Raw genomic sequence first — 20,836 nt, 5'->3', positions numbered from 1 at the left:
CTTGCGAAACAAGGGGTTCAGGCGACAGCACGAAAATGTTCAAGAAACCGTGAGGGTCGGAAGCAGCGACAGCCGTTCAATCGAATTCCGCAGAAACGATGGTGACGCGCCATTCCAGCCGTTGCGGATCTACCGTTTCATTGTTGCGCAGTCGGAAAGAGCGGCACGCGGCAAATGTCTCTCCAGCCTCGATCCGCCTTTCACTCACCTGATAGGGATCAAAGGCGACGGAGGCGCGGAAGGCAGGCTCGAACCCTTCAAGCGTATAGGTCAGGCGCTGCACGGCAACATTATTGTCGTTGCGGAAGCTGACGCGGATCGGCAATGCCGCATCCGTGCACGCCGCATCGAAGCTAGCCGTCGCAATGACATGGTCGAGCCGCTGGCTACCGCGCTGCCAGTCGTAAATGACAAAGGCGGCGGTGGTCCCCCAGATCAACAGCAGGCAGATGACGACCGGTTTGAGGTGCCGCGGAAACGCGATGAGGGTGAGAAGAAGAATGGCACTGAGAACGGCTCCGACAATCACGTCGCCCCTCCCCCATAAAAACTAACCCGCATGCGATCCTGTCCTCCCTTGCCCATTCCTGCCCGCAACATCAGCCCTATCCAGGTGTCGAAGCACCGGCATTGCCGCAGACAGGCACAACTCTATGGTCGTGCCCCTCGCTGTCAAGACAACCAAGCGTGACCCCGCTTCCGTTGCTTTGACAAGGCGGCGAAAGGAACCAAACGCCGTTGAAGGCGTTCGCCGCATCAGAACAGCATGACGGGGCGGTAAAAAACGTCGCGATTTGGGCAAGGAAGGCCGGCAACTCGAGGGAACAATCTGCCCCTTGGAACCGCCGATCTCCAACCCATATTAAATGCACCTAATATATGTTATAGAAGTCAATCAGCTCAGGGAGAAAAACGATGAAAACGCTGATCGTAACGTCACTCTTGGCCCTGTCCGCCAGCACCGCGATGGCTGCGGATGCCGTCTACGAAACCCCGGCGCCTCCGGTCGCGCAGGAAACCCTGCCGGTATTTACCTGGTCTGGTCCGTATCTTGGTATTCAAGGCGGCGCTGGCTGGGCGAACGGCGATTTTTCGGCTGGCGGCCCCGTCGCGTCGGATAGTTTCGATGGTGGCATTCTGGGCGCTTTTGCCGGTTACAATTACCAGTTCGACAATAATTTCGTCCTCGGTATCGAAGGCGATGTCGATTATAACTGGAACGACAATGACTATGCCGGCGTGAACATCGGCACCGACTGGCAGGGCTCTGTTCGTGGCCGTGTCGGTTACGCTTTCGACCGTGCCTTGATCTATGGTACCGCCGGCTGGACAGCGACGCGCGGTTTCATCGAAACGCCTGGCGCCGGCAAGGATAGCACCACGTTCAACGGTTACACCGTCGGCGCTGGCTTGGACTATGCCTTCACCGACAATGTGTTCGGCAGAATTGAATATCGCTACAATGACTATGGCGACAAGGACATCTTCGGCGTCAACACCGATTTCGACCAGAGCACCGTCAAGGTCGGCCTTGGTGTGAAGTTCTGATAGCGTCGTCAAACGTCAGCAAAAGAGCCCGGCCAAGTGCCGGGCTTTTTCTTTGTCGGAACGCCGCACCAGCTTCGCCCTGAGACTCTAAAAACGTGGAAAATGTGAACATCGCAAAAATGAGATATTCACGGACCGTTCAGCCGGCCCGTGCCATCATGCGGGCATAATGAGCCTCTATCTCCCGAAGCAGGCTTATGGAGTAGCCCTCGATGAAAAAGATCATTCTTACAACCCTTGCCGCGCTGGTTGCCACCGGCAGCGTCTTCGCGTCCTACGGCACCGCTGCCGCGCAGGACTATCCCTATCGTCCGCGCTACGACCGTGGCGGCCCGCCCCCACCGCCCTATCGCGAACACCGCCGCCACAATGATGGTGCTGCGATTGCCGGCGGACTGGCTGCAGGCGTTATCGGCGGCCTGATCGGCGGCGCAATCGCCAACGGCGGCAACAGCGGTCCCCGCTACTACGAGCCACCACCGCCGCCCCGCCCACGCTGCTGGTTCGAAGACCGCCGCGTTCCCAATTCCTATGATGGCGGCTGGCACACCGAAAGCATGCGGGTCTGCGACTGACCCCATAGCTGAAAATCCGTAATGAACAATCCGATCAGTCTGAATGGCTGGTCGGATTTTTTGTTGGATGAGCAAAATCCAAGGAATGCGCAATGATCGATGATGTATCGACTTGCTATACGGAATCGCACCAACTTGTTCAAAATATAAGGAAAATGGTGGGCCCGGAGAGACTCGAACTCCCAACCAAGCGGTTATGAGCCGCCGGCTCTAACCATTGAGCTACAGGCCCTTTCGGAAAAATTATCCGAAACACCGGCTTCGCAATGGTTCGAATCCGGTGGGTCACGCTCTAACGTAATTTTTACGGCCCGACAAGCCATTGATGCTATCGCAAGCTGCCGTTGCCGTATTAGCTTCACAATCTAAGGCAATACCCTGCAAAGGGACACAATCAACGAGGAAACACCATGACGACGACAAAGGCCCGCCTTTTCGCACTTAGTGCATTGACCGCAGCAGCAATGATGCCGCTTGCCGGTAATGCTCTTGCGCAGGATGCCACCCCGCGCGAAGCAACCATCAGTGTTTCCGGCGAAGGTCAATCGGCAATCGCGCCCGATATGGCGATCCTGTCATTCAGTGTCGTAAAGCAGGCGGAAACGGCGGCTGCGGCTCTGACAGAGAATTCCAAGGCGCTCGCCGAGGTTCTGAAATCGCTGAAGGCGTCCGCCATCGAAGACCGCGACCTGCAGACGAGCAATTTCTCCGTGCAGCCGCTTTATAAGCATTATGAACCGAAAGACGGCGTTTACGTCGCACCGGAAATTACCGGCTATCAAGTTTCCAACGGACTGACCGTGCGCGTACGCGACCTGAAGAAGCTGGGCGAGATACTCGATACCTCCGTCAAGCTCGGTATCAACCAAGGCGGCGATATTACCTTCACCAATGACAAGCCGGAAGCAACCGTGACCGAGGCCCGCAAGCAAGCCGTTGCCGATGCGCTGGCCAAAGCGAAAACGCTGACGGAAGCGGCGGGCGTGAAGCTTGGACGCGTGATCCAAATCAGCGAGAACATGCAGCGCCCCATGCCGGTGCCGCAGACCATGATGCGCGCTTCGATGGCGAAGGAGGCCGACAACGTGCCGATCGCTTCGGGTGAGAACAACTACAGCGTTGTGGTCAACGTCACCTTCGCCCTGGGCGAATAAAACAGTCGGAGCGGCGGCACTGCCCGCCGCCCGCATTTGCCGAACGGCTGCGCGTAACCGCCACCCGAGAGGCCACAAAAAGAAACGCCCCCCGCCTGTCATAACAAGCGAGGGGCATTTTTTCGATCCGCGCGAAGGGCGGGGGATTTCCGCGGATCAATATCAGCCGTTTAGCGACGGATCACCGGGCAACCACGCTCATTGGCGAAGAAGATGCGGTCAGGGCCGCGACGGTCGAAGCCTGCAACCACGACACGGCGCGGCGATACATCGACAACGCGCGCGCGGCGAAGACCCATGCGGCTAGCCTTTTCCTCCGCAAGCCGTGGCGAGCAACCGTAACGCGGGCGGTCAGGACGGCCCCAACCCGGACCAGGACGATCGGGACGACCCCAGCCCGGGCCGCGGCCTCTGTCATGACCGTATCCATCCTGAACCTGAACTCTGAGCTGAACATCCGGGCCAGCCGAAGCAGCTGGGGCGGTGACGGAAATTCCGCCGAGGGCGATGAGGGCAGCCAGGCCGGCTTTTGCGAAGGTGCTGAACATGAACTCACTCCGTTTGTTTCTGCGCCGGCAGGGACGTCCCCCGGCGATTGACGAGACCCTAGACCCGCCCGCCTGAACGCCGACAGAACCGCATGTTCAGCAGACGTTCAGAGACATTAACGGGAAAACGAAAGGAAAAGGCAGGGCTTTTGACGGGAATCATGGGGAGATATGCAGAACGATTTCACGGCGGTGCGGCCGGTCGCGATGTTCGAAAAGATAAAGGCCCTGCCATGTGCCAAGGGTAAGCCTGCCATCGCTGATCGGTACTCCGATGGAAACCGCGGTCAGGGCCGATTTGATGTGAGCAGGCATGTCATCAGGGCCTTCGAGCGTGTGGACGACCCAGCGCATGGAGACATCGTCGGAAGGTGGCACGAGGCGGGAAAAAAATATCGCCAGATCGCGTCGGACATCCGGATCGGCATTTTCCTGGATAAGCAGGGAGCAGGATGTGTGCCTGACGAAGACGGTCAAAAGGCCTTCGTCCACGCCTGCCTCCTTCACAAAGCGCTCGGCTTCGGACGTAAATTCGTAGAGCCCCTGCCCGTGGGTGGTGGTAATGGTCATTTTCTTCTGCGGCACGTTATTTCCTTTAGAAAATTCGGAACAAATTAGGCACTGCAAACGTTGGACCATGTCGAATTGTAACTGATGGCGAAAAGGCGTGCTTCCATGACATGGCGGCTGCCTTTAATAGAACGGAATACCGGCGTCACGGTTGCAAAAAAACGGGGAAGGATTGGCACTATCAGAATGAACCATTCAGGCTTTCCCGTCTGCGGACGACTAAACTATTTTCAGTGCAAGACAGGCAGAGGGTGCGAGAGATAGATTCATGGCATCCACTGATTATAATGTCGACCTGACAAATTGCGACCGCGAACCCATCCACATTCCAGGTTATATACAACCGCACGGCTGCCTGATCGCTTGCGATAACGCCATGCGCATGGTCCTACGACACTCGGAAAACTGTCGCGAGATTTTGCGCGTCGATGGCGATATCAACGGCAGAACCGCCGAAGAAGTGCTTGGTAAAAATCTCGTCCATGACCTTCGCAACGCACTCACGGTAACTGGCAGAACCACCCGCCCTGCCATGCTGCCCAATATGGAACTGCGCGATGGTCGCAGCTTCGATATTGCGCTCCACCGCTATAAATCCACGACGATCATCGAATTCGAACCGTCGGGGAGCGAGACCCAGCCGCTTGGCACCGCACGCAAGATGGTGGACCGCATTCGCGAGGCAGACACGGTCGAAAGCCTGATTTCGAGAACAACCCGGCTGGTAAAGGCGACCTTGGGTTACGACCGGGTGATGATCTACCGTTTCGAGGATGACGGTGCAGGCAAGGTCGTGTCGGAGGCAAAGCAGCCGGAACTGGAAAGCTTTCTCGGACAATATTTTCCGGCAAGCGACATACCGCAGCAGGCCCGCACGCTCTATCTTAAAAACACACTGCGCATCATCTCCGACGCCAGCGGAATACGAGTTCCCGTATTGCCCGCCATCGATGTGTCTGGTGAACCGCTTGATCTGTCATTCGCGCATTTGCGCAGCGTTTCTCCCATCCATTGCGAATATCTTCGCAATATGGGCGTTGGTGCCTCCATGTCGATTTCGGTGATCGTCGATGGCGCCCTGTGGGGTCTTATCGCCTGCCACCATTATTCGCCACGCGTTCTGACGATGTCAGTCAGGATCGCCGCAGAAATGTTTGGAGAGTTTTTCTCCATGCATTTGCAGGTCCTTAAGCAGAAGCGCAAACTCGATACCGTCAACCACGCCCATGCCGCTCTCGACCGCTTCCTCCGGCTCGCCGCCCATCACGCACACATCGAGGAACTGCTGATCGACAGTTTCCAGGATTTTGCCGATCTGATGCCATGCGACGGCGTCGGTCTTTGGGTGGACAACAACTGGCACGGCCACGGCGCAACGCCGCCCGCGGATGCCATTCCAAGGCTGGCGCGCTTCGTAACCTCTGTCAGTGAGGGAAGGGTCTGGGCAACCCATGCCATCTCGCAAGCCATACCGGAAGCGGAGATTTATGCAGATATCGCAGCCGGAATGCTCGCCATTCCGCTGTCGCAGGTCAAAAACGACTATCTGCTGTTTTTCCGCAGGGAGATCGTGCAGAACCTGAACTGGGCCGGCAACCCGGAAAAATCCTATGAGACCGGTCCGCTCGGCGATCGTCTCACGCCGCGCAAGAGCTTCGCGATCTGGAAGGAGACCGTGCGCCTGCAGGCGCAGCCATGGTCAGATGCGGACCGGGAAATTGCCGAAGCCGCAAGAATAGCGTTGGTCGAGGTCGCATTCCATCACAGCGAGCTGATGGCGGGCGAAAGGGAGCGCGCGGAAGTGCGCCAGCGCATGCTGAACGAGGAACTCAACCACCGCGTCAAGAACGTTCTCGCCATTATCAAATCGCTGGTCGGCAATCCCTCGCAGGAGGGTAAAACCCTTCAGGAATATGTCGGTGCGCTGAAGGGTCGTATCCAGGCATTGTCCTTTGCCCATGACCAGATCATTCGCGGTGAAGGCGGCGGGTCGTTGCGCGACCTGCTGGACGCCGAATTGTCGCCGCACCGTTCAGCCGAGGCTATTGTTGATCTCGCCGGACCACAGGTCACGCTCGATTCGCGCGCATTTTCCGTCATGGCCCTCGTACTGCATGAACTGGCGACGAATGCTGCCAAATACGGCGCGCTCGCGCAGACAGGCGGAAAGCTGGATCTGCGCTGGGAAGTCGACGAAAACCGCGATTGCCTGATACATTGGCGCGAAACTCTGCCTACCAAGCTGCCCACACCATCACGCTCCGGGTTCGGCACGGCGCTCATCAGCCGCAGCATCCCCTACGATCTGGGCGGACGCAGCACCATTCGGTATTTGCCTGATGGGCTGGAGGCGGAAATTCTCCTGCCCTCCCGCCATATCTCAGCAGTCATGACAGCTTCCGAGATGAAGACGGAGGATGACACCGTACCACAACCCAGACGGTCCAACCGGGAGGAAACGTTGAAAATATTGCTCGTAGAAGACCAGATGCTGATCGCCATGGATGTGGAGAACATGCTGGAAGACAACGGCATCAAGACAATCGAAACCGCGACCTCCTCGGCAATGGCCATCGAGAAGCTGAAGAGCTACGTGCCGGATGTGGCTATCCTCGACATCAATCTCGGTTCCGACACCTCCATCGCCGTCGCACGCGAGCTTCACCGCCGCGGCATCCCCTTCCTGTTCGCCACCGGCTATGCCGACGCCAGCATGGTGCCTGACGACTTCGGCAACGTGCCTGTTATCAGGAAGCCGTACGACGAGGATGCGCTGATGGCGGGTATCGGGCTGTTGGTCGGTGATACGGAGAGGGTGTGAATTCTTGGGCCGGATGGCGAGACTGCTCCAAACTCGACGTCATCCTCGGGTCAAGCCCGAGGATGACGGAGGAGAGGCTAGAAACCTTCGTCGGCGACCCCAAGCTTCCGAAAACCCAACCTCATTGAAAACGCGTGAAACCCCGCTTTTTCGCATCCTCCGGGCTTATGGCGTTCCCGATTTTAAACCGGAATTCCGTGACGGCGTAGTTGTCTAAATCGACATCACATTGAAATGATACATCATACCAGGTTCCACCGACGTTGAATGCGCCGCCGGTCGCGTCGATCGAACTTCCAGAAATCTTACGGCCGGTATCCGATGTCGGTATCATACCACGGGCAGGAAAACCCGCATTTTGAATTTGGGCCAGAGCTTCCGTGCTGCAAAGATTAACAATACGTCGGCGGGGCGGCAGATCACCAAACATCTGGCGTCTTTGGGCCGGAGAAAGCAGCGACGAAGACAATAATTGTTTGGCGGCCGGAAGTTTCGCGGGCTTCTCCTTTGCCACCTCGGCAGGTTTTTCGTCAGCCGGTTTCTCCTGCGGCACAGGCGCTTTTTCCGGCTCAGCCTCTTGCTTGACGGGTGAAACCGCAATTTCTCCCTGTTCGGCGGACGCCTTGAGATCGCCGTTGGCGGCAGATGGCGCGGGCTTGTCCTCAGCCGTCTTTTCAGGCTGGCTTTCAGGCTCCTTGGAAGGCTCGGTCTTGTCCGCTTCCTCCGCCTTACCTGGCTTGTCCTCTGGGTCCGCCTGCGTCTCCTCCGGCCGCATGGCGATAGCCGGTAGCGTCGCCTGCAAGGGCGGCGAAGGTTTCGGCTCCTCTGCCGGCGGAGCGGGCGGCGGCGGTGGAGGCTGCGGCTTTTCTTGCTTTGCCTGCTCGGCGGCGGGAGGCTTGGCTTCTTCTGGCTTCTTTTCCTCAGGCGGCGGCACCAGATCGACGCTGATGCTTTCCGGCTCCTGCGGTTCGGCTATGCGTTCGGGCAGTTCAAAAAGAAAGATTGCGACCACAGCCAAATGCAGCAACACGGAGACGGGCACCGCCCATCCCTTCCCTCGCCATCTGCTTGCCGAAACCTGTTGCATGTTATCGAGCCAAATCGAACCTGAGCATTTCCGAAAACGCGGAACGCTTTGTTTTCACACATAAGGCTTGTCGCAGAGATCGCCAGTGCGGGAAACAAAAAACCCGGCCAGAGGTGACTGACCGGGTTCAATTTTAAAGCAGGCAAAGGCTTAGCTGTCGAGGAAGCTTCTGAGCTTTCTGGAGCGGCTCGGATGCTTCAGCTTGCGAAGTGCCTTCGCCTCGATCTGGCGAATACGTTCGCGCGTGACCGAGAACTGCTGGCCGACTTCTTCCAGCGTATGGTCGGTGTTCATGCCGATGCCGAAACGCATGCGCAGAACACGTTCTTCACGCGGCGTCAGCGAGGCGAGAACGCGGGTCGTCGTCTCGCGCAAGTTGGCCTGAATGGCGGCGTCGATAGGCAGCAGCGCGTTCTTGTCCTCGATGAAGTCGCCGAGATGCGAATCCTCTTCGTCACCCACAGGGGTTTCGAGCGAAATCGGCTCCTTGGCGATTTTCAGAACCTTACGCACCTTTTCAAGCGGCATGGCCAGCTTTTCCGCCAGCTCTTCCGGGGTCGGCTCGCGGCCGATCTCGTGCAGCATCTGGCGCGAGGTGCGAACGATCTTGTTGATCGTCTCGATCATGTGAACCGGAATACGGATCGTGCGCGCCTGGTCGGCGATCGAACGGGTGATCGCCTGTCTGATCCACCATGTCGCATAGGTCGAGAACTTGTAACCACGGCGATATTCGAACTTGTCCACCGCCTTCATCAGGCCAATATTGCCTTCCTGAATGAGATCGAGGAACTGCAGGCCGCGGTTGGTGTATTTCTTGGCGATGGAGATCACGAGACGCAGGTTGGCCTCGACCATCTCCTTCTTGGCGATACGCGCTTCGCGCTCACCCTTCTGTACCATGGAAACGATACGGCGGAATTCGGCGATGGAAATACCGGTTTCCGTCGACAGATTCTGGATTTCCTGACGGATCTCGCGGATCGTGTTGCTTTCCTCGCGGGCGAATTCCTTCCAGCCGCGGGCGGCCAGATTGGCAATCGACTTCATCCAGTTCGGATCGAGTTCCGCACCGTGATACTGCTCGAGGAAGCTGTCGCGCTTGACGCCATAGGATTCGGCAAGGCGCAGCAGCCGGCCTTCGTTCTGCATCAGACGCTTGGAAATATCGTAAAGCTGCTCGACAAGGCTGTCGACACGGTTCTGGTTCAGCGACAGCGACTTCACAGCCGTGATCAACTGGTCCTTGAGATCCTTGTAGCGGCGCTCCTGACCGGAGGACAGGGTTCCCGTGCAGGCAAGGCGAGCCTCGACCTGCTGGTCCTGAAGCTTGCGCAGCTTCTTGTAGGTGTCGGCAATGGTGTCGAGCGTTTCCATGACCTGCGGACGCAGCTCGGCTTCCATCGCGGCAAGCGAAAGGTTGGACTCGTCGTCGTCCTCTTCTTCCTCTTCCGGCGGAAGGCCATCGCCACCCACGTCAGTCACATCCTCGTCACCGGAGGGCGCACGCAGTCTGCGGGTCTTTTCCTTCTCTTCGGCGGCCTTGCGGTCCGCCTCGATCTTTTCCGGGCTCTGGAACTGCGGGGCAGCCTTGGCTTCCGGGCCGGAATAGGTGGTTTCGAGATCGATAATCTCGCGCAGCAGCGTCGTGCCTTCGTTGAGTTCGTCGCGCCAGATGATCAGCGCCTGGAACGTCAACGGGCTTTCGCAAAGACCGGAGATCATCGTTTCGCGGCCGGCCTCGATGCGCTTGGCGATGGCGATTTCGCCTTCGCGCGACAGAAGCTCTACGGAACCCATTTCGCGCAGATACATGCGCACAGGATCGTCTGTACGGTCGGTCGGTTCTTTTTTCTTCGCGGTCGCAAGCGCGGTACCGCCGGAAGGTGCCAGTTCGCCGCCTTCGGACTCTTCGTTATCGGAATCGTCGCTTTCGGCTTCGCCCGGTGCTTCCTCGGCATCCTCGTCCTCGATAACGTTGATGCCCATATCGGACAGCATCGCCATCGTGTCTTCGATCTGCTCGGACGTCACTTCTTCGGACGGCAGGACGGAATTCAGCTCGTCCATCGTCACATAGCCGCGCTTCTTGGCGGCCTTGATCATCTTTTTGACCGCGTCATCCGAAAGATCGAGAAGCGGACCGTCCGTCGCACCGTCGCGTTCGTTTTCTGCTTCTTCGTTTTCTTTGACTTTGGTTGCCATCTATCTCGTCGCTTTCCCTGACGCTAACACCTGTTCCGCCGCATCGCCGTTCGCCTTGAGAGCATCCGGCTGATAACAGCGAATCACTGTCAGACACCTAACGGAGTGATCTTTAATTGCCGATTAACCACGGCAGCCTCAGGCAGAATGCAAAGACAGTGCACCCGAAAATGCTTGCTCATGCAATTTCTATCCGCCAAGGCTCATTCCACCTTACTATTCCTGAATTGGTGATTCCCGCTATTTCCCGCCCCGTCAAGCCTTTGAGGGCGAGACAGCCACGGAAATTCATAAAAAGGGCCGCATTTTGCGAGTTATCACCAGACTACCCCCTATTTAGGGCGCTTGCAGCAAAAGGCAACCCCACACGTCTTTCTATTCTTGGCCGCAGTCCTCAGCCATGGCCGACAGCTGGACCCTTTACCCGGCCGGACATGACGCCGAAACCATCGATGATCGCTTCCTGATTTTCCATTCGGCCGATTTCCAGCTGAACTTCGGCCAGCGCCCGCACCAGAAGCGTGCCGCGTTCGTCGTCCGTCGCCTCGCCTATTTCCCGCTCCAGCTCACGCTTCTGCCAGAGCAGGGATTTCGTCCTCTTGTGCAGGGAAAGCGCCTGCACATATCCCTCACGCGCATCTTCCAGCGCCGCCTGTTCCGTGGCCGTCCACAGGCGCGCATTGCGCACCTGCTGGTCCATGGTTTTCAAAAGCACCTCGAAACCCTGCTGCGACAGGCGCTCGATCAGCCCTGCCCGCGAAATCTCGGCCGCACTTTCCGCTGCAAAGGTCAGCACAGTCGACCACAGGCGTTGCAGATCGCGGTTCTCGTAATCGATCGCGGCGATCTCGTCATATTCCTCAAGCAGAAGTTCGGGATGGTTGACGATGGTGATGGCGAGAACGCTTTCGCGAAGTGAAGGCTTGGTCTGGTGCCCCCTGACCAGACCCGACTGGGTAAGCCGGTCGGAAATGTTGCTGGCCGGCGCAGCCATGGCTCCACCCCGTCCGGAAGCGTTCCTCTGGAACCCGCGCCCATTACCCTGCTGGCCATCGCGGCGGAAATTTCCACCCTGCGAACCGCCCTGCTGAAAACGCGGCTGGAAGAAGGCATTCAGCCTGTCGCGCATATCCTGCTGGTAAAAACGCCGCACCGCCTCGTCGCCGATGACGGCAACGATCTGCCGCAGCCGGCTTTCAAGCTGGGCACGCTTTTCAGGCGTATCGAAAGTCACCGAAGACGTCTCGCGGCTCCAGATCATCGCCGCGAGCGGTTTTGCCTCGGAAAGCACACGGTCAAAAGGCGCACGCCCCTCCAGCCGCACGAGATCATCAGGGTCTTTTCCGTCGGGCAAAAGCGCAAAACTCACCGAACGATCAGGCTTGATATGCGGCAAGGCGAGATCGGCTGCGCGGTTGGCGGCACGAATACCGGCGCCGTCGCCATCAAAGCAGAGGATCGGCTGCGGCGACATTTTCCACAGGAGATCAAGCTGGCTTTCCGTCAGCGCCGTGCCGAGCGGGGCGACAGCATTTTCGACACCCGCCTGATAAAGCGCAATGACGTCCATATAACCTTCGACGGCAATGACGGTGCCGCCGGAAGCCTGCGAGGCGCGCCGCGCGCGGGCGAAATTGTAGAGAACATTGCCCTTGTGAAAAAGCTCGGTCTCGTTGGAGTTCAGATATTTGGCCACTGCATCCGCCGCCATGGCGCGGCCGCCGAAAGCGATCACCTTTTCGCGCGACGACAGGATCGGGAACATGATGCGGTCGCGGAAGCGGTCATAGGAAACCGGCACGTTTTCATGCACCACCAGCCCGCAGGCTTCCATCTGTTCGCGCGCCACACCCTTGCTCGCCAGATGCTCCTTCAGCGCATTGCGGCTATCTGGTGCAAAACCGAGCCTGAATGTCTCGATGGTGCGCCCAGTCAGCCCGCGATCGCGCAGGTAAGCCCGCGCCCGCGCACCATGCGCGGTCTGCAACTGATCCTGAAAGAACAGCGTCGCCATTTCCATGACGTCCTGCAACGAGGTGCGCTCGCGCTCGCGCTTCTCAGCCTGCGGATCGGGTTGCGGCATGGAGATGCCGGCCATGTCGGCGATCTGCTGAACGGCTTCGGGGAAACTCAACCCCTCGAGATCGGTGAGAAACCGGAAATGATCGCCGGAAACACCGCAACCGAAACAATGGTATCGCCCCTTGCGATCCTCGCAGTGAAAACTCGGGCTTTTTTCGCCATGGAACGGGCAGCAGGCCCAATAATCGCCCCGCGGCGTATTGGTCTTCTTCTTATCCCAGGACACACGTCTGCCGATCACATCGGAGATGTTCACGCGGTCGCGTATCTCATCGAGAAAAGAATTGGAAAATCGCATGGGTTACCTGTTCGAGGCCAGTCTTTCATATAAGCGCAGAAAGGGGTCAGTACCAAACCCAAAGAACCGGAATACCCGATATTCACAGGCCATCGTACTAAAACCGCATCGCCGCTGTCGCCCGCTTCGGGCAAATTTATGGCAGCGCATCATCACAAAAAATTATGTTTTTGTAATTTGAGCCAACCGTCGCCGAGGTATAAAACATATTCAAAGGCAGCGCCCGGACATTCTCATAAAGCTGCTGACGCCCGCAGGCACGTCCCCCGAAAAACGCCTGCGTGTGACCGCATTTTGATCCGCCGAAATGCGCCTTCGTCGGCAGCAAAAAGGCAGGGCAGCCATGGCTGCCCTGCCTTTACTTTTTCCGAACGGGCGAAACCTACTTCAGCAAATCCTTGACGACGCCGGAGGCTTTCGCGAAGTCGATCTGGCCGGGATAGCGCTCCTTGAGCGCATTCATGCACTTGCCCATGTCACGCAGGCCGGAGGCGCCGGTTTCGCTGATGACGGCCTGGCACAATTCGCGCACCTTTTCGGCCGGAATTTCTTCCGGCATGAATTCCTTGATGATGACGATTTCCTCGCGCTCCTGAGCGGCAAGCTCGGCGCGACCGGCACCATCATAGATGCTGGCGGACTCTTCCCGCTGCTTCACCATCTTGGTCAGGATCTGCATGATCTCGTCGTCGGTGACGGGGTCCTTGCCCACGCCGCGATTGGCAATATCGCGATCCTTGATGGCCGCCTGGATGAGACGCACGGTCGATGTACGCCGGGCGTCACGAGCCTTCAGCGCGTCTTTCAGAGTATTAGCGAACGTGTCGCGCATCATTTCTTCTTCTCCTTGGGAAAGTGCATTCCGCAGCTTCTCGACACGGAAACTTTCCACCTTATTTTTCGAAACGACATAACCGAGCAAACCCGCTCAAGCAAATCAAATGCATAAGCCTTTGAATGTGCGAAGGTTTAATTCCGCGTAAATCTCGAGCCTGCGGTTGACCGTTTAAGCAGCTTTCGTTATTTTCCGGCACCTGCACGAGATTTTAACGAAGGGTCAAAACGCGAGTTTTTCGCGCGCCCCTTTATGTCACGAAGCCTGCGACAAAAAATGGCCCCTCTCCCCCTGCCTTTCAAGAGGCGGGGTGCGAAGCGGCAGAAACGGAACGAGATGACCGAGACAGCGCCCTGGACTACCCGCAAACCGACCGCAATGCTTGTTCTTGCCGATGGCACAGTGATCGAGGGAACGGGGATCGGCGCAACCGGCAAGGTACAGGCGGAAGTCTGCTTCAACACCGCACTGACCGGTTACGAAGAAATCCTGACCGATCCGTCCTATCTCGGCCAGATCGTCACCTTCACCTTCCCGCACATCGGCAATGTCGGCACCAATGAGGAAGACATCGAAGACCTGACGCCAGCCGCCCGCCGCGGCGCAGTCGGCGTCATCTTCAAGGCCGACATCACCGACCCTTCGAACTTCCGCGCCGCCAAACATCTGGATGCCTGGCTGAAAGCCCGCGGCGTCATCGGCCTTTGCGGCATCGACACGCGCGCGCTGACGGCATGGATACGCGAAAACGGTGCACCGAACGCGGTGATCGCCCATGATCCCAACGGCGTGTTCGACATCGAGGCGCTGAAGGCGGAAGCCAAGGCATGGAGCGGTCTCGTCGGCCTCGACCTCGCCATCGAAGCCACATCCGGCCAATCCTCCACCTGGACGGAAACGCCTTGGGTTTGGAACGAGGGTTACGGCACGCTGAATGAAGCCGATGCGAAGTACCATGTCGTCTGCGTGGATTTCGGCGTCAAGCGCAACATCCTGCGCCTCTTCGCCGGTCTCGATTGCAAGGTCACTGTGGTTCCGGCCCAGACATCCGCCGAAGACATTCTGGCATTGAAGCCGGATGGCGTTTTCCTTTCCAACGGTCCGGGAGACCCGGCCGCGACAGGCGAATATGCCGTACCGGTCATTCAGAACCTCATCAACAGCGACCTGCCGATCTTCGGCATCTGCCTCGGCCACCAGATGCTTGGCCTGGCCGTCGGCGCCAAGACTGAAAAGATGCACCAGGGCCACCACGGCGCCAACCATCCGGTCAAGGATTTCACCACCGGCAAGGTGGAAATCGTTTCCATGAACCACGGTTTTGCGGTTGACGCCAAGTCGCTGCCTGATGGCGTCGAAGAAACCCACACGTCGCTGTTCGACGGCACCAATTGCGGCCTGCGCATCGTCGGCAAGCCGGTCTTCTCCGTCCAGCACCATCCGGAAGCATCGCCCGGCCCGCAGGACAGCCACTATCTCTTCCGCCGCTTCGTCAACCTGCTGCGCGAGAGACAAGGTGAGGCAGCGCTCGCCGAGCGCTGAGACATCTTCGGAAAATCAGGAAAAATATACGGCCCGCTTTCAGCGGGCCGTTTTCATTTCACGCTTCACCAGAATGACGAAACGTATAGTCAGGAGAACGGCCGCCGTCGAAAGGCCGATCACGAAACCGAACCAGACGCCGCGTCCGCCAAAGCCGAGCGGAAAGGCCATGGTCCAGGCCAGCGCCAGCCCGATCGGCCAATAGGAAATCAGCGCCAGCATCGCCGGAATGCGCGCATCCTTCAATCCGCGCAGCAAACCTGCTGTCACGGCCTGGATACCATCGACCAGCTGGAAGATGCCGGCGATCACCACGAGGCTGCTTGCGTAGGCAAGCACTTCCGCCGCTTCCGGCAACTTCGCGTCAAGAAACCACTTCGCCAGAAATTCCGGAACAGCCGCAAACAGGATGCCGCCGCAAACGGCAATGCCGCAGGCAATCGCGTAGACCATGATGGCGGCGCGCACCAGGTTCCTGAAATCACCCTGACCAAACGCGACACCGACCCTCACGGTCGCCGCCTGCGACAGGCCGAGCGGGATCATGAAAGCGATGGAGGCAAGCTGCAGAGCGATGCCATGCGCCGCAAGCTGCACGGTGCCAATCTGTCCCATCAGGATCGAAGCCGCCGCAAACAGCGTCACTTCGGCAAGGATGGTGATGCTGATCGGCAGGCCAAGGCGCAGCACTTCGAACAGCGCATGCCAGTCCGGCCGCCAGAAGCGCACGAACAGCTCGTATTTCCTGGTTTCCTCACGCGTCTGCACATAAGCGACGATGAAGATGAAGCTGAAGGCATTGACGATGACGGCAACGACAGCCGCGCCGTTCATGCCCATCACCGGCAATCCGAAATGGCCGAAGACCAGCGCATAGGCCATCAAACCGTTCATCACCAACATGATGATGGTGACATACAGAATGATACCAGCACGGCCGATGGCACTGACAAGCCCGCGCAGCACGTAAAAAAGCAGCGCCGGCAAAAGGCCGAACTTGGCGATGGCGAGATAATGGCCGGTCAACGCCGCAACTTCGGGGTTTTGCCCGAGATAGACCAGAATGCGCTCGGCGTTGAAGAATATCGGCAAGGCCAGAATCCAGTAGGCGATTGCCACCCACATGCCCATGCGCAGCGAGCGGCGGGCAGCCGTCGCATCGCCCTGCCCGTAAGCCTGCGCTACCATTGGCACCACGGCCACGGAAAATCCCGAGCCGAAAATGAAGACAACGAAGAAGAACTGCCCGGCCAGCACCATGGCCGCCAGCTTCTCAGCTCCGAGCTGACCGACGATGACCATATCTGTAGTGTGGATGCCAAGCTGCGCGAGCTGCGCACCGACAAGCGGAATTCCAAGCGCAAGCGTAGCCTTGAAATGCGAAAGCCACGACCCCGATCCAGAGGGAACGGTTTCTGCAACAACCGACGAAGACATTGTAATTCACCTGAATTTTGGCCATTGCCCGCGAATTGCGCAATGGCAGCAGGTGATGAATAAAATATTCCCTTCCTGCACGCAACCTTTGCGGATCAATGATCAAAATTTACGCAGAACGGCAATTTTACGTCCACTTGGGCCGAAACGGCCTGACATAAAACAAATTTAGCCGAATTTTACCATTTCACTTTACGCATTAGAATATCGCGAAGTTCTTTCAAACCATAAGCTGCATGACGCAGAATATTCCCGCCATTGAGGCATGTCTTTCCCATTATTTTCCAAGATGAGCCGAATGGGCACATCTGGTTCCAAGGACGTGTAGCTTGCCCAAAAAAACCAATCTCATGACGCGCATTCTGTTTGCGGCGTCATCGCTTGTCGTCGCCGCTTTTGCCGGCTTTTCCTTCTATATCGACAGTCTTCAACACCAGGTGACAACGCAAGCCGTGGCGGAAAATATCGATTCGTCCGGCAAGCAGGCAGCGCAAAGCATCGCCAACTGGCTGAACGGCCGCATCATGCTGACCGAAACGGTTGCGAAGACGCTCGCCAAGCTCCCAGATGACGACGCCAAACTGCAGTTCCTCCAGAACGACGTGCTGACGGCTCAGTTCATGTCCACCTATTTCGGCAATGCTGAAAGCGGCAGTTTCACGACTTTCCCTAAATTGCCATTGCCGGAAGGCTACGACCCGCGCAAGCGCCCCTGGTATCTGGACGCCGTCAAGGCCGGCAAGCCAGTACTGACCGAGCCCTATAGCGATGCGTCGACCGGCGGCCTTATCATCACTGCCGCCATTCCCGTGTCCATCGACGGCAAGCTGGCCGGCGTGACGGGTAGCGACTTCTCGCTGGATTCGCTGGTAACGATGATCAAGTCGGTGGATGCCGGCAAGGATGGATACGCCTTCCTCGTCAGCAAGGACGGCAAGATCCTCATGCATCCCTATGCGAAATTCGTCGACAAGCCGCTGACCGATCTCTTCAAGGTTGATACACCGGCAATTTCTTCCGCGATTTCGCAAACCGAGATCGACGGCAAGGGCAAGATCACCAGCTTCATTCCCGTCGCCGGTCTGCCCTCGGTCGATTGGTATCTCGGTTTCGTTGTCGATTCCGACGTCGCCTACAGCGCGATCGGCCAATTTCGCCTCGCGGCAACCATCGCGACAATCCTTGCCGCCGCGATCATGATCGCCCTGCTGGCAACCGTTCTCAGCCGTTTCATTGTTCGCCCCGTCACGCAGATGACTGCTGCCATGGAAAGGCTTGCCGCCGGCAATCTCGATGTCGCCATTCCCGGCCAGGAGCGCAGTGACCAGATCGGCTCGATGGCTGCGGCGGTTGCCGTATTCAAATCGAACGCCACGGAACGTCTGCGTCTTGAGGGCGACGCCGAACAGAACCGCACGCTTTCCGAACAGGAGCGCAACGACCGCGAACGACTGGCGGCGAAAGACGCGGCCGACATCCAGTTCGCAGTCGATTCGCTGGCAAAGGGACTGACGCACCTTTCGAACGGCGACCTCAACTACCGGATCGAGACGCCTTTCGTGACCCGCATCGACCGCTTGCGCGACGACTTCAACAACTCCGTCGCCAAGCTGAACGTTGCCTTGAGCACAGTCGGCCAGAATGCACGCGCAATCGATGCCGGTGCTGGAGAAATCCGCCAGTCTGCCGACGATCTGGCCAAGCGCACCGAGCAGCAGGCCGCCTCTGTCGAGGAGACTGCGGCCGCGCTTGAGGAAATAACCACGACGGTCAAGGATTCCGCCCGCCGTGCCGAAGAGGTAGGCCGTCTGGTCGACCGCACGCGCAACAATGCCGAGCAGTCCGGCATCATCGTCGAGGACGCTGTTCGCGCCATGGAAGGCATCGAAAAATCGTCGTCGGAGATCAGCAACATCATTGGCGTGATCGACGAAATCGCCTTCCAGACTAACCTGCTTGCGCTGAATGCCGGCGTGGAAGCCGCCCGCGCCGGTGAGGCAGGCAAGGGTTTCGCCGTCGTCGCACAGGAAGTGCGCGAGCTTGCCCAGCGCTCGGCAAATGCCGCGAAGGAGATCAAGACGCTGATCAACGCCTCAACATCGCAGGTGCAATCCGGTGTCGATCTCGTCGGCAATGCCGGCAAGGCGCTGGAAACCATCGTGCGCGAAGTCCAGGAGATCAACCGCCACATCGACGCCATCGTAACGTCGTCGCGCGAACAGTCCACCGGACTTCAGGAAATCAACACCGCCATCAACACCATCGATCAGGGCACCCAGCAGAATGCCGCCATGGTCGAAGAACAGACTGCGGCAAGCCACGGCCTCGCCTCGGAAGCGGCGGCGCTCAACGAATTGCTTGCGCAGTTCCAGCTCGCCACGGCAACGCGGCGGCAGGCTGAATATGGGCGTGCTGCGTAGACCGAAAATAGCTCACTGGTGAGACAATCGCACCGTTACCCCGGATCCAGTCCGGCATGACGGAGGAGACGTTTCAGTCTTCATTATGGCCGGAGCGATCCGGCCATTTTTCTTGTCCGCCCTCAGCACGCGAAAAACCCTGTTCCCGCCACTCACACGATCAGCTAGAGCTTGATCGATCATGATTTGCGGAGGGATCTATGCTGGATTTGATTTGGCGCGGTATTGCCATGGGGGTGGGTGGCACCGTGTTTATGGATATATGGGCGATTGTGCTGCACCGGTTTTTCGGCCAGTCCGCCCCGAACTGGGCACCGGTCGGCCGCTGGTTCTGGCATGTGCCGAAGGGCAGGATATTCCACGATACTATCGCAACGGCCGCACCTTACGAGCATGAACTGGCGCTCGGCTGGGTCTCGCATTATGCCGTCGGCATTCTCTACGGCATCATTCTCGCCCTGATAGTGCCGGCCTCGTGGTTTTCAGAGCCGTCCTTCATTCAGCCTTGGATCGTGGGCATCGTCACAGTCGGCGCGGGCTGGTTCCTACTGCAACCTGGCCTCGGCATCGGCTGGGCGGCATCGAAGACGCCGAACCCGAACAAGGTTCGCTTTCTCAACCTCGTTGCCCATACGATCTTCGCGCTTGGCATGTATGCCGTGGCGCTGTTGATGCGCTGAATAAAAAGGGGGCTGAAAAGCCCCCTCGTTCATTTGATTCTCAGATATTCGCCGAAAAGGTGTCGCAGTCCTCGACGCGTCCGTTCTGGAAGCCGCGCTTGAACCATTCCATGCGCTGCGCCGACGTACCGTGGTTGAAACTGTCAGGCACCACATATCCTTGAGTCTGCTTCTGCAGGGTGTCGTCGCCGATCTGGTGGGCAGCGTTGAGCGCTTCCTCAAGGTCACCGGTTTCCAGAATTCCCTTCTGTTCGGTGAACTTGCCCCAGATACCGGCATAACAATCGGCCTGAAGCTCCACACGCACCGACATCTTGTTGGCATCCACCTGGCTCATGGACTGGCGGCGGCGGTTGAACTCCGGCAGGACACCGGTCAGGTTCTGGACGTGGTGGCCCACCTCATGCGCAATAACGTAAGCCTGCGCGAAATCGCCAGACGCGCCGAAACGCTTGTCCAGTTCACTGAAGAAACTGGTGTCGAGATAAACCTTGCGGTCACCAGGGCAATAGAACGGGCCGCTGGCCGCAGAGGCAGAACCGCAGGCAGACGCAACCTGCCCGGAAAACAGCACAAGGGTCGGTTTCTGATAGGTCTCGCCGGCGGACTGGAAAATGCCGCTCCACGTATCTTCCGTCTCAGCCAGCACGGTGCGCACGAAAGCCGTCGTCTCGTCGGACGATTGGCCCTGCGGCCGAGTGCCCGCCTGCTGGCCGGATTGCTGCGTGGTACCGCCCCCATCCAGTGAAATGTCTCCGCCCGAAAGCAGCGTCAGCGGATTGATGCCAAGCACCCAGCTTATCAGCAAGATCAGCAGAAGACCGCCAATGCCGATACCGCCGCCGCGGCGCCCAATCGGCACGCGCATTCCGCCACGCGAAAAAGGATCGTTGCCGGATGGCCCCGATCCCGCCGACATGCCGCGCCGATCCTCGATATTGTCCGACTGGCGGCGCCCTCTCCATTCCATGCTTTTCTCTCCGCAAACGTCGCCTCAACAGGCAACCTTATAACGGCACTATAATACATCTTGT

At 58.3% G+C, this 20,836-nt stretch carries 16 protein-coding genes and 1 tRNA gene; 7 read left to right on the top strand and 10 right to left on the bottom strand.

Annotated features, from left to right (window positions below; genetic code table 11):
* Positions 1–76 precede the first annotated feature (76 nt).
* On the bottom strand, positions 77–529 hold the full coding sequence (locus tag ACQZ45_RS10820; protein ID WP_003513344.1) for a hypothetical protein: 453 nt from the start codon (positions 527–529) through the stop codon (positions 77–79).
* Between the two features lie 386 nt (positions 530–915).
* On the opposite strand from ACQZ45_RS10820, the gene ACQZ45_RS10815 reads away from it, so the two are divergent.
* Both ACQZ45_RS10815 and ACQZ45_RS10810 read left to right on the top strand, forming a co-directional pair.
* Positions 916–1,548, top strand: a complete 633-nt coding sequence (locus ACQZ45_RS10815; RefSeq protein WP_003513345.1) for an outer membrane protein — start codon at positions 916–918, stop codon at positions 1,546–1,548.
* A 212-nt stretch (positions 1,549–1,760) separates the two neighbouring features.
* On the top strand, positions 1,761–2,123 hold the full coding sequence (locus ACQZ45_RS10810; RefSeq protein WP_003513347.1) for a hypothetical protein: 363 nt from the start codon (positions 1,761–1,763) through the stop codon (positions 2,121–2,123).
* Between the two features lie 156 nt (positions 2,124–2,279).
* On the opposite strand, the gene ACQZ45_RS10805 is transcribed toward ACQZ45_RS10810, so the two are convergent.
* Positions 2,280–2,355: transfer RNA gene (locus tag ACQZ45_RS10805), tRNA-Ile, on the bottom strand.
* A 178-nt stretch (positions 2,356–2,533) separates the two neighbouring features.
* On the opposite strand from ACQZ45_RS10805, the gene ACQZ45_RS10800 reads away from it, so the two are divergent.
* The gene (locus tag ACQZ45_RS10800) at positions 2,534–3,277 is read left to right on the top strand and encodes an SIMPL domain-containing protein (RefSeq protein WP_113291192.1); all 744 of its coding nucleotides are present in this window, start codon (positions 2,534–2,536) and stop codon (positions 3,275–3,277) included.
* 170 nt (positions 3,278–3,447) lie between these two features.
* Here ACQZ45_RS10800 and ACQZ45_RS10795 read toward each other — a convergent pair whose 3' ends face one another.
* On the bottom strand, positions 3,448–3,825 hold the full coding sequence (locus tag ACQZ45_RS10795) for a hypothetical protein (RefSeq protein ID WP_003513350.1): 378 nt from the start codon (positions 3,823–3,825) through the stop codon (positions 3,448–3,450).
* A gap of 159 nt (positions 3,826–3,984) precedes the next feature.
* Positions 3,985–4,410 (bottom strand): secondary thiamine-phosphate synthase enzyme YjbQ, encoded by a 426-nt coding sequence (locus tag ACQZ45_RS10790; RefSeq protein WP_038491704.1) that lies wholly within the window; start codon positions 4,408–4,410, stop codon positions 3,985–3,987.
* 253 nt (positions 4,411–4,663) lie between these two features.
* On the opposite strand from ACQZ45_RS10790, the gene ACQZ45_RS10785 reads away from it, so the two are divergent.
* Positions 4,664–7,216, top strand: a complete 2,553-nt coding sequence (locus tag ACQZ45_RS10785) for an HWE histidine kinase domain-containing protein (protein WP_025594090.1) — start codon at positions 4,664–4,666, stop codon at positions 7,214–7,216.
* A 121-nt stretch (positions 7,217–7,337) separates the two neighbouring features.
* On the opposite strand, the gene ACQZ45_RS10780 is transcribed toward ACQZ45_RS10785, so the two are convergent.
* The 4 genes from ACQZ45_RS10780 to ACQZ45_RS10765 all read right to left on the bottom strand — a co-directional run bounded on the left by ACQZ45_RS10780 (position 7,338) and on the right by ACQZ45_RS10765 (position 13,720).
* Entirely contained in the window at positions 7,338–8,258 is a 921-nt protein-coding gene (locus ACQZ45_RS10780; RefSeq protein ID WP_041694479.1) for a DUF930 domain-containing protein, read from the bottom strand.
* A gap of 195 nt (positions 8,259–8,453) precedes the next feature.
* Complete coding sequence (gene rpoD, locus ACQZ45_RS10775; RefSeq protein WP_003513359.1) at positions 8,454–10,508, bottom strand: RNA polymerase sigma factor RpoD; 2,055 nt, start codon at positions 10,506–10,508, stop codon at positions 8,454–8,456.
* A 394-nt stretch (positions 10,509–10,902) separates the two neighbouring features.
* The gene (dnaG, locus tag ACQZ45_RS10770) at positions 10,903–12,888 is read right to left on the bottom strand and encodes a DNA primase (protein ID WP_113291193.1); all 1,986 of its coding nucleotides are present in this window, start codon (positions 12,886–12,888) and stop codon (positions 10,903–10,905) included.
* 382 nt (positions 12,889–13,270) lie between these two features.
* Complete coding sequence (locus ACQZ45_RS10765; protein WP_026330775.1) at positions 13,271–13,720, bottom strand: GatB/YqeY domain-containing protein; 450 nt, start codon at positions 13,718–13,720, stop codon at positions 13,271–13,273.
* A 339-nt stretch (positions 13,721–14,059) separates the two neighbouring features.
* Here ACQZ45_RS10765 and carA point away from each other — a divergent pair, with 339 nt between their 5' ends.
* Positions 14,060–15,265 carry a glutamine-hydrolyzing carbamoyl-phosphate synthase small subunit gene (gene carA / locus ACQZ45_RS10760; RefSeq protein WP_003513375.1) on the top strand — a complete coding sequence of 402 codons (1,206 nt, stop codon included), beginning with the start codon at positions 14,060–14,062 and terminating at the stop codon, positions 15,263–15,265.
* A gap of 39 nt (positions 15,266–15,304) precedes the next feature.
* On the opposite strand, the gene ACQZ45_RS10755 is transcribed toward carA, so the two are convergent.
* Complete coding sequence (locus ACQZ45_RS10755; RefSeq protein WP_013636556.1) at positions 15,305–16,702, bottom strand: MATE family efflux transporter; 1,398 nt, start codon at positions 16,700–16,702, stop codon at positions 15,305–15,307.
* A gap of 329 nt (positions 16,703–17,031) precedes the next feature.
* Between ACQZ45_RS10755 and mcpU the strand changes: the two genes are divergently transcribed.
* Together mcpU and ACQZ45_RS10745 are read left to right on the top strand one after the other, a co-directional pair.
* Entirely contained in the window at positions 17,032–19,122 is a 2,091-nt protein-coding gene (gene mcpU, locus ACQZ45_RS10750) for a methyl-accepting chemotaxis protein McpU (RefSeq protein ID WP_113291195.1), read from the top strand.
* Positions 19,123–19,322: 200 nt separating this feature from the next.
* Positions 19,323–19,802, top strand: a complete 480-nt coding sequence (locus ACQZ45_RS10745) for a DUF2938 domain-containing protein (RefSeq protein WP_038491718.1) — start codon at positions 19,323–19,325, stop codon at positions 19,800–19,802.
* A 40-nt stretch (positions 19,803–19,842) separates the two neighbouring features.
* Here the strand turns inward: ACQZ45_RS10745 and ypfJ are convergent, their stop codons facing one another.
* On the bottom strand, positions 19,843–20,772 hold the full coding sequence (gene ypfJ / locus ACQZ45_RS10740; RefSeq protein ID WP_003513383.1) for a KPN_02809 family neutral zinc metallopeptidase: 930 nt from the start codon (positions 20,770–20,772) through the stop codon (positions 19,843–19,845).
* Positions 20,773–20,836: the final 64 nt, after the last annotated feature.

It is taken from the genome of Agrobacterium sp. 16-2014-1-2a (assembly GCF_053522705.1).
The sequence above is the reverse complement of the archived record's forward strand: the minus strand, read 5'-3'. Positions and strand labels throughout refer to the sequence as shown.

Coding starts and splice junctions, on each gene's coding strand:
- ACQZ45_RS10815 (WP_003513345.1), top strand. CDS start 916: ATGAAAACGCTGATCGTAACGTCACTCTTGGCCCTGTCCGCCAGCACC.
- ACQZ45_RS10810 (WP_003513347.1), top strand. CDS start 1,761: ATGAAAAAGATCATTCTTACAACCCTTGCCGCGCTGGTTGCCACCGGC.
- ACQZ45_RS10800 (WP_113291192.1), top strand. CDS start 2,534: ATGACGACGACAAAGGCCCGCCTTTTCGCACTTAGTGCATTGACCGCA.
- ACQZ45_RS10795 (WP_003513350.1), bottom strand. CDS start 3,825: ATGTTCAGCACCTTCGCAAAAGCCGGCCTGGCTGCCCTCATCGCCCTC.
- ACQZ45_RS10785 (WP_025594090.1), top strand. CDS start 4,664: ATGGCATCCACTGATTATAATGTCGACCTGACAAATTGCGACCGCGAA.
- rpoD (WP_003513359.1), bottom strand. CDS start 10,508: ATGGCAACCAAAGTCAAAGAAAACGAAGAAGCAGAAAACGAACGCGAC.
- dnaG (WP_113291193.1), bottom strand. CDS start 12,888: ATGCGATTTTCCAATTCTTTTCTCGATGAGATACGCGACCGCGTGAAC.
- ACQZ45_RS10765 (WP_026330775.1), bottom strand. CDS start 13,720: ATGCGCGACACGTTCGCTAATACTCTGAAAGACGCGCTGAAGGCTCGT.
- carA (WP_003513375.1), top strand. CDS start 14,060: ATGACCGAGACAGCGCCCTGGACTACCCGCAAACCGACCGCAATGCTT.
- ACQZ45_RS10755 (WP_013636556.1), bottom strand. CDS start 16,702: ATGTCTTCGTCGGTTGTTGCAGAAACCGTTCCCTCTGGATCGGGGTCG.
- ACQZ45_RS10745 (WP_038491718.1), top strand. CDS start 19,323: ATGCTGGATTTGATTTGGCGCGGTATTGCCATGGGGGTGGGTGGCACC.
- ypfJ (WP_003513383.1), bottom strand. CDS start 20,772: ATGGAATGGAGAGGGCGCCGCCAGTCGGACAATATCGAGGATCGGCGC.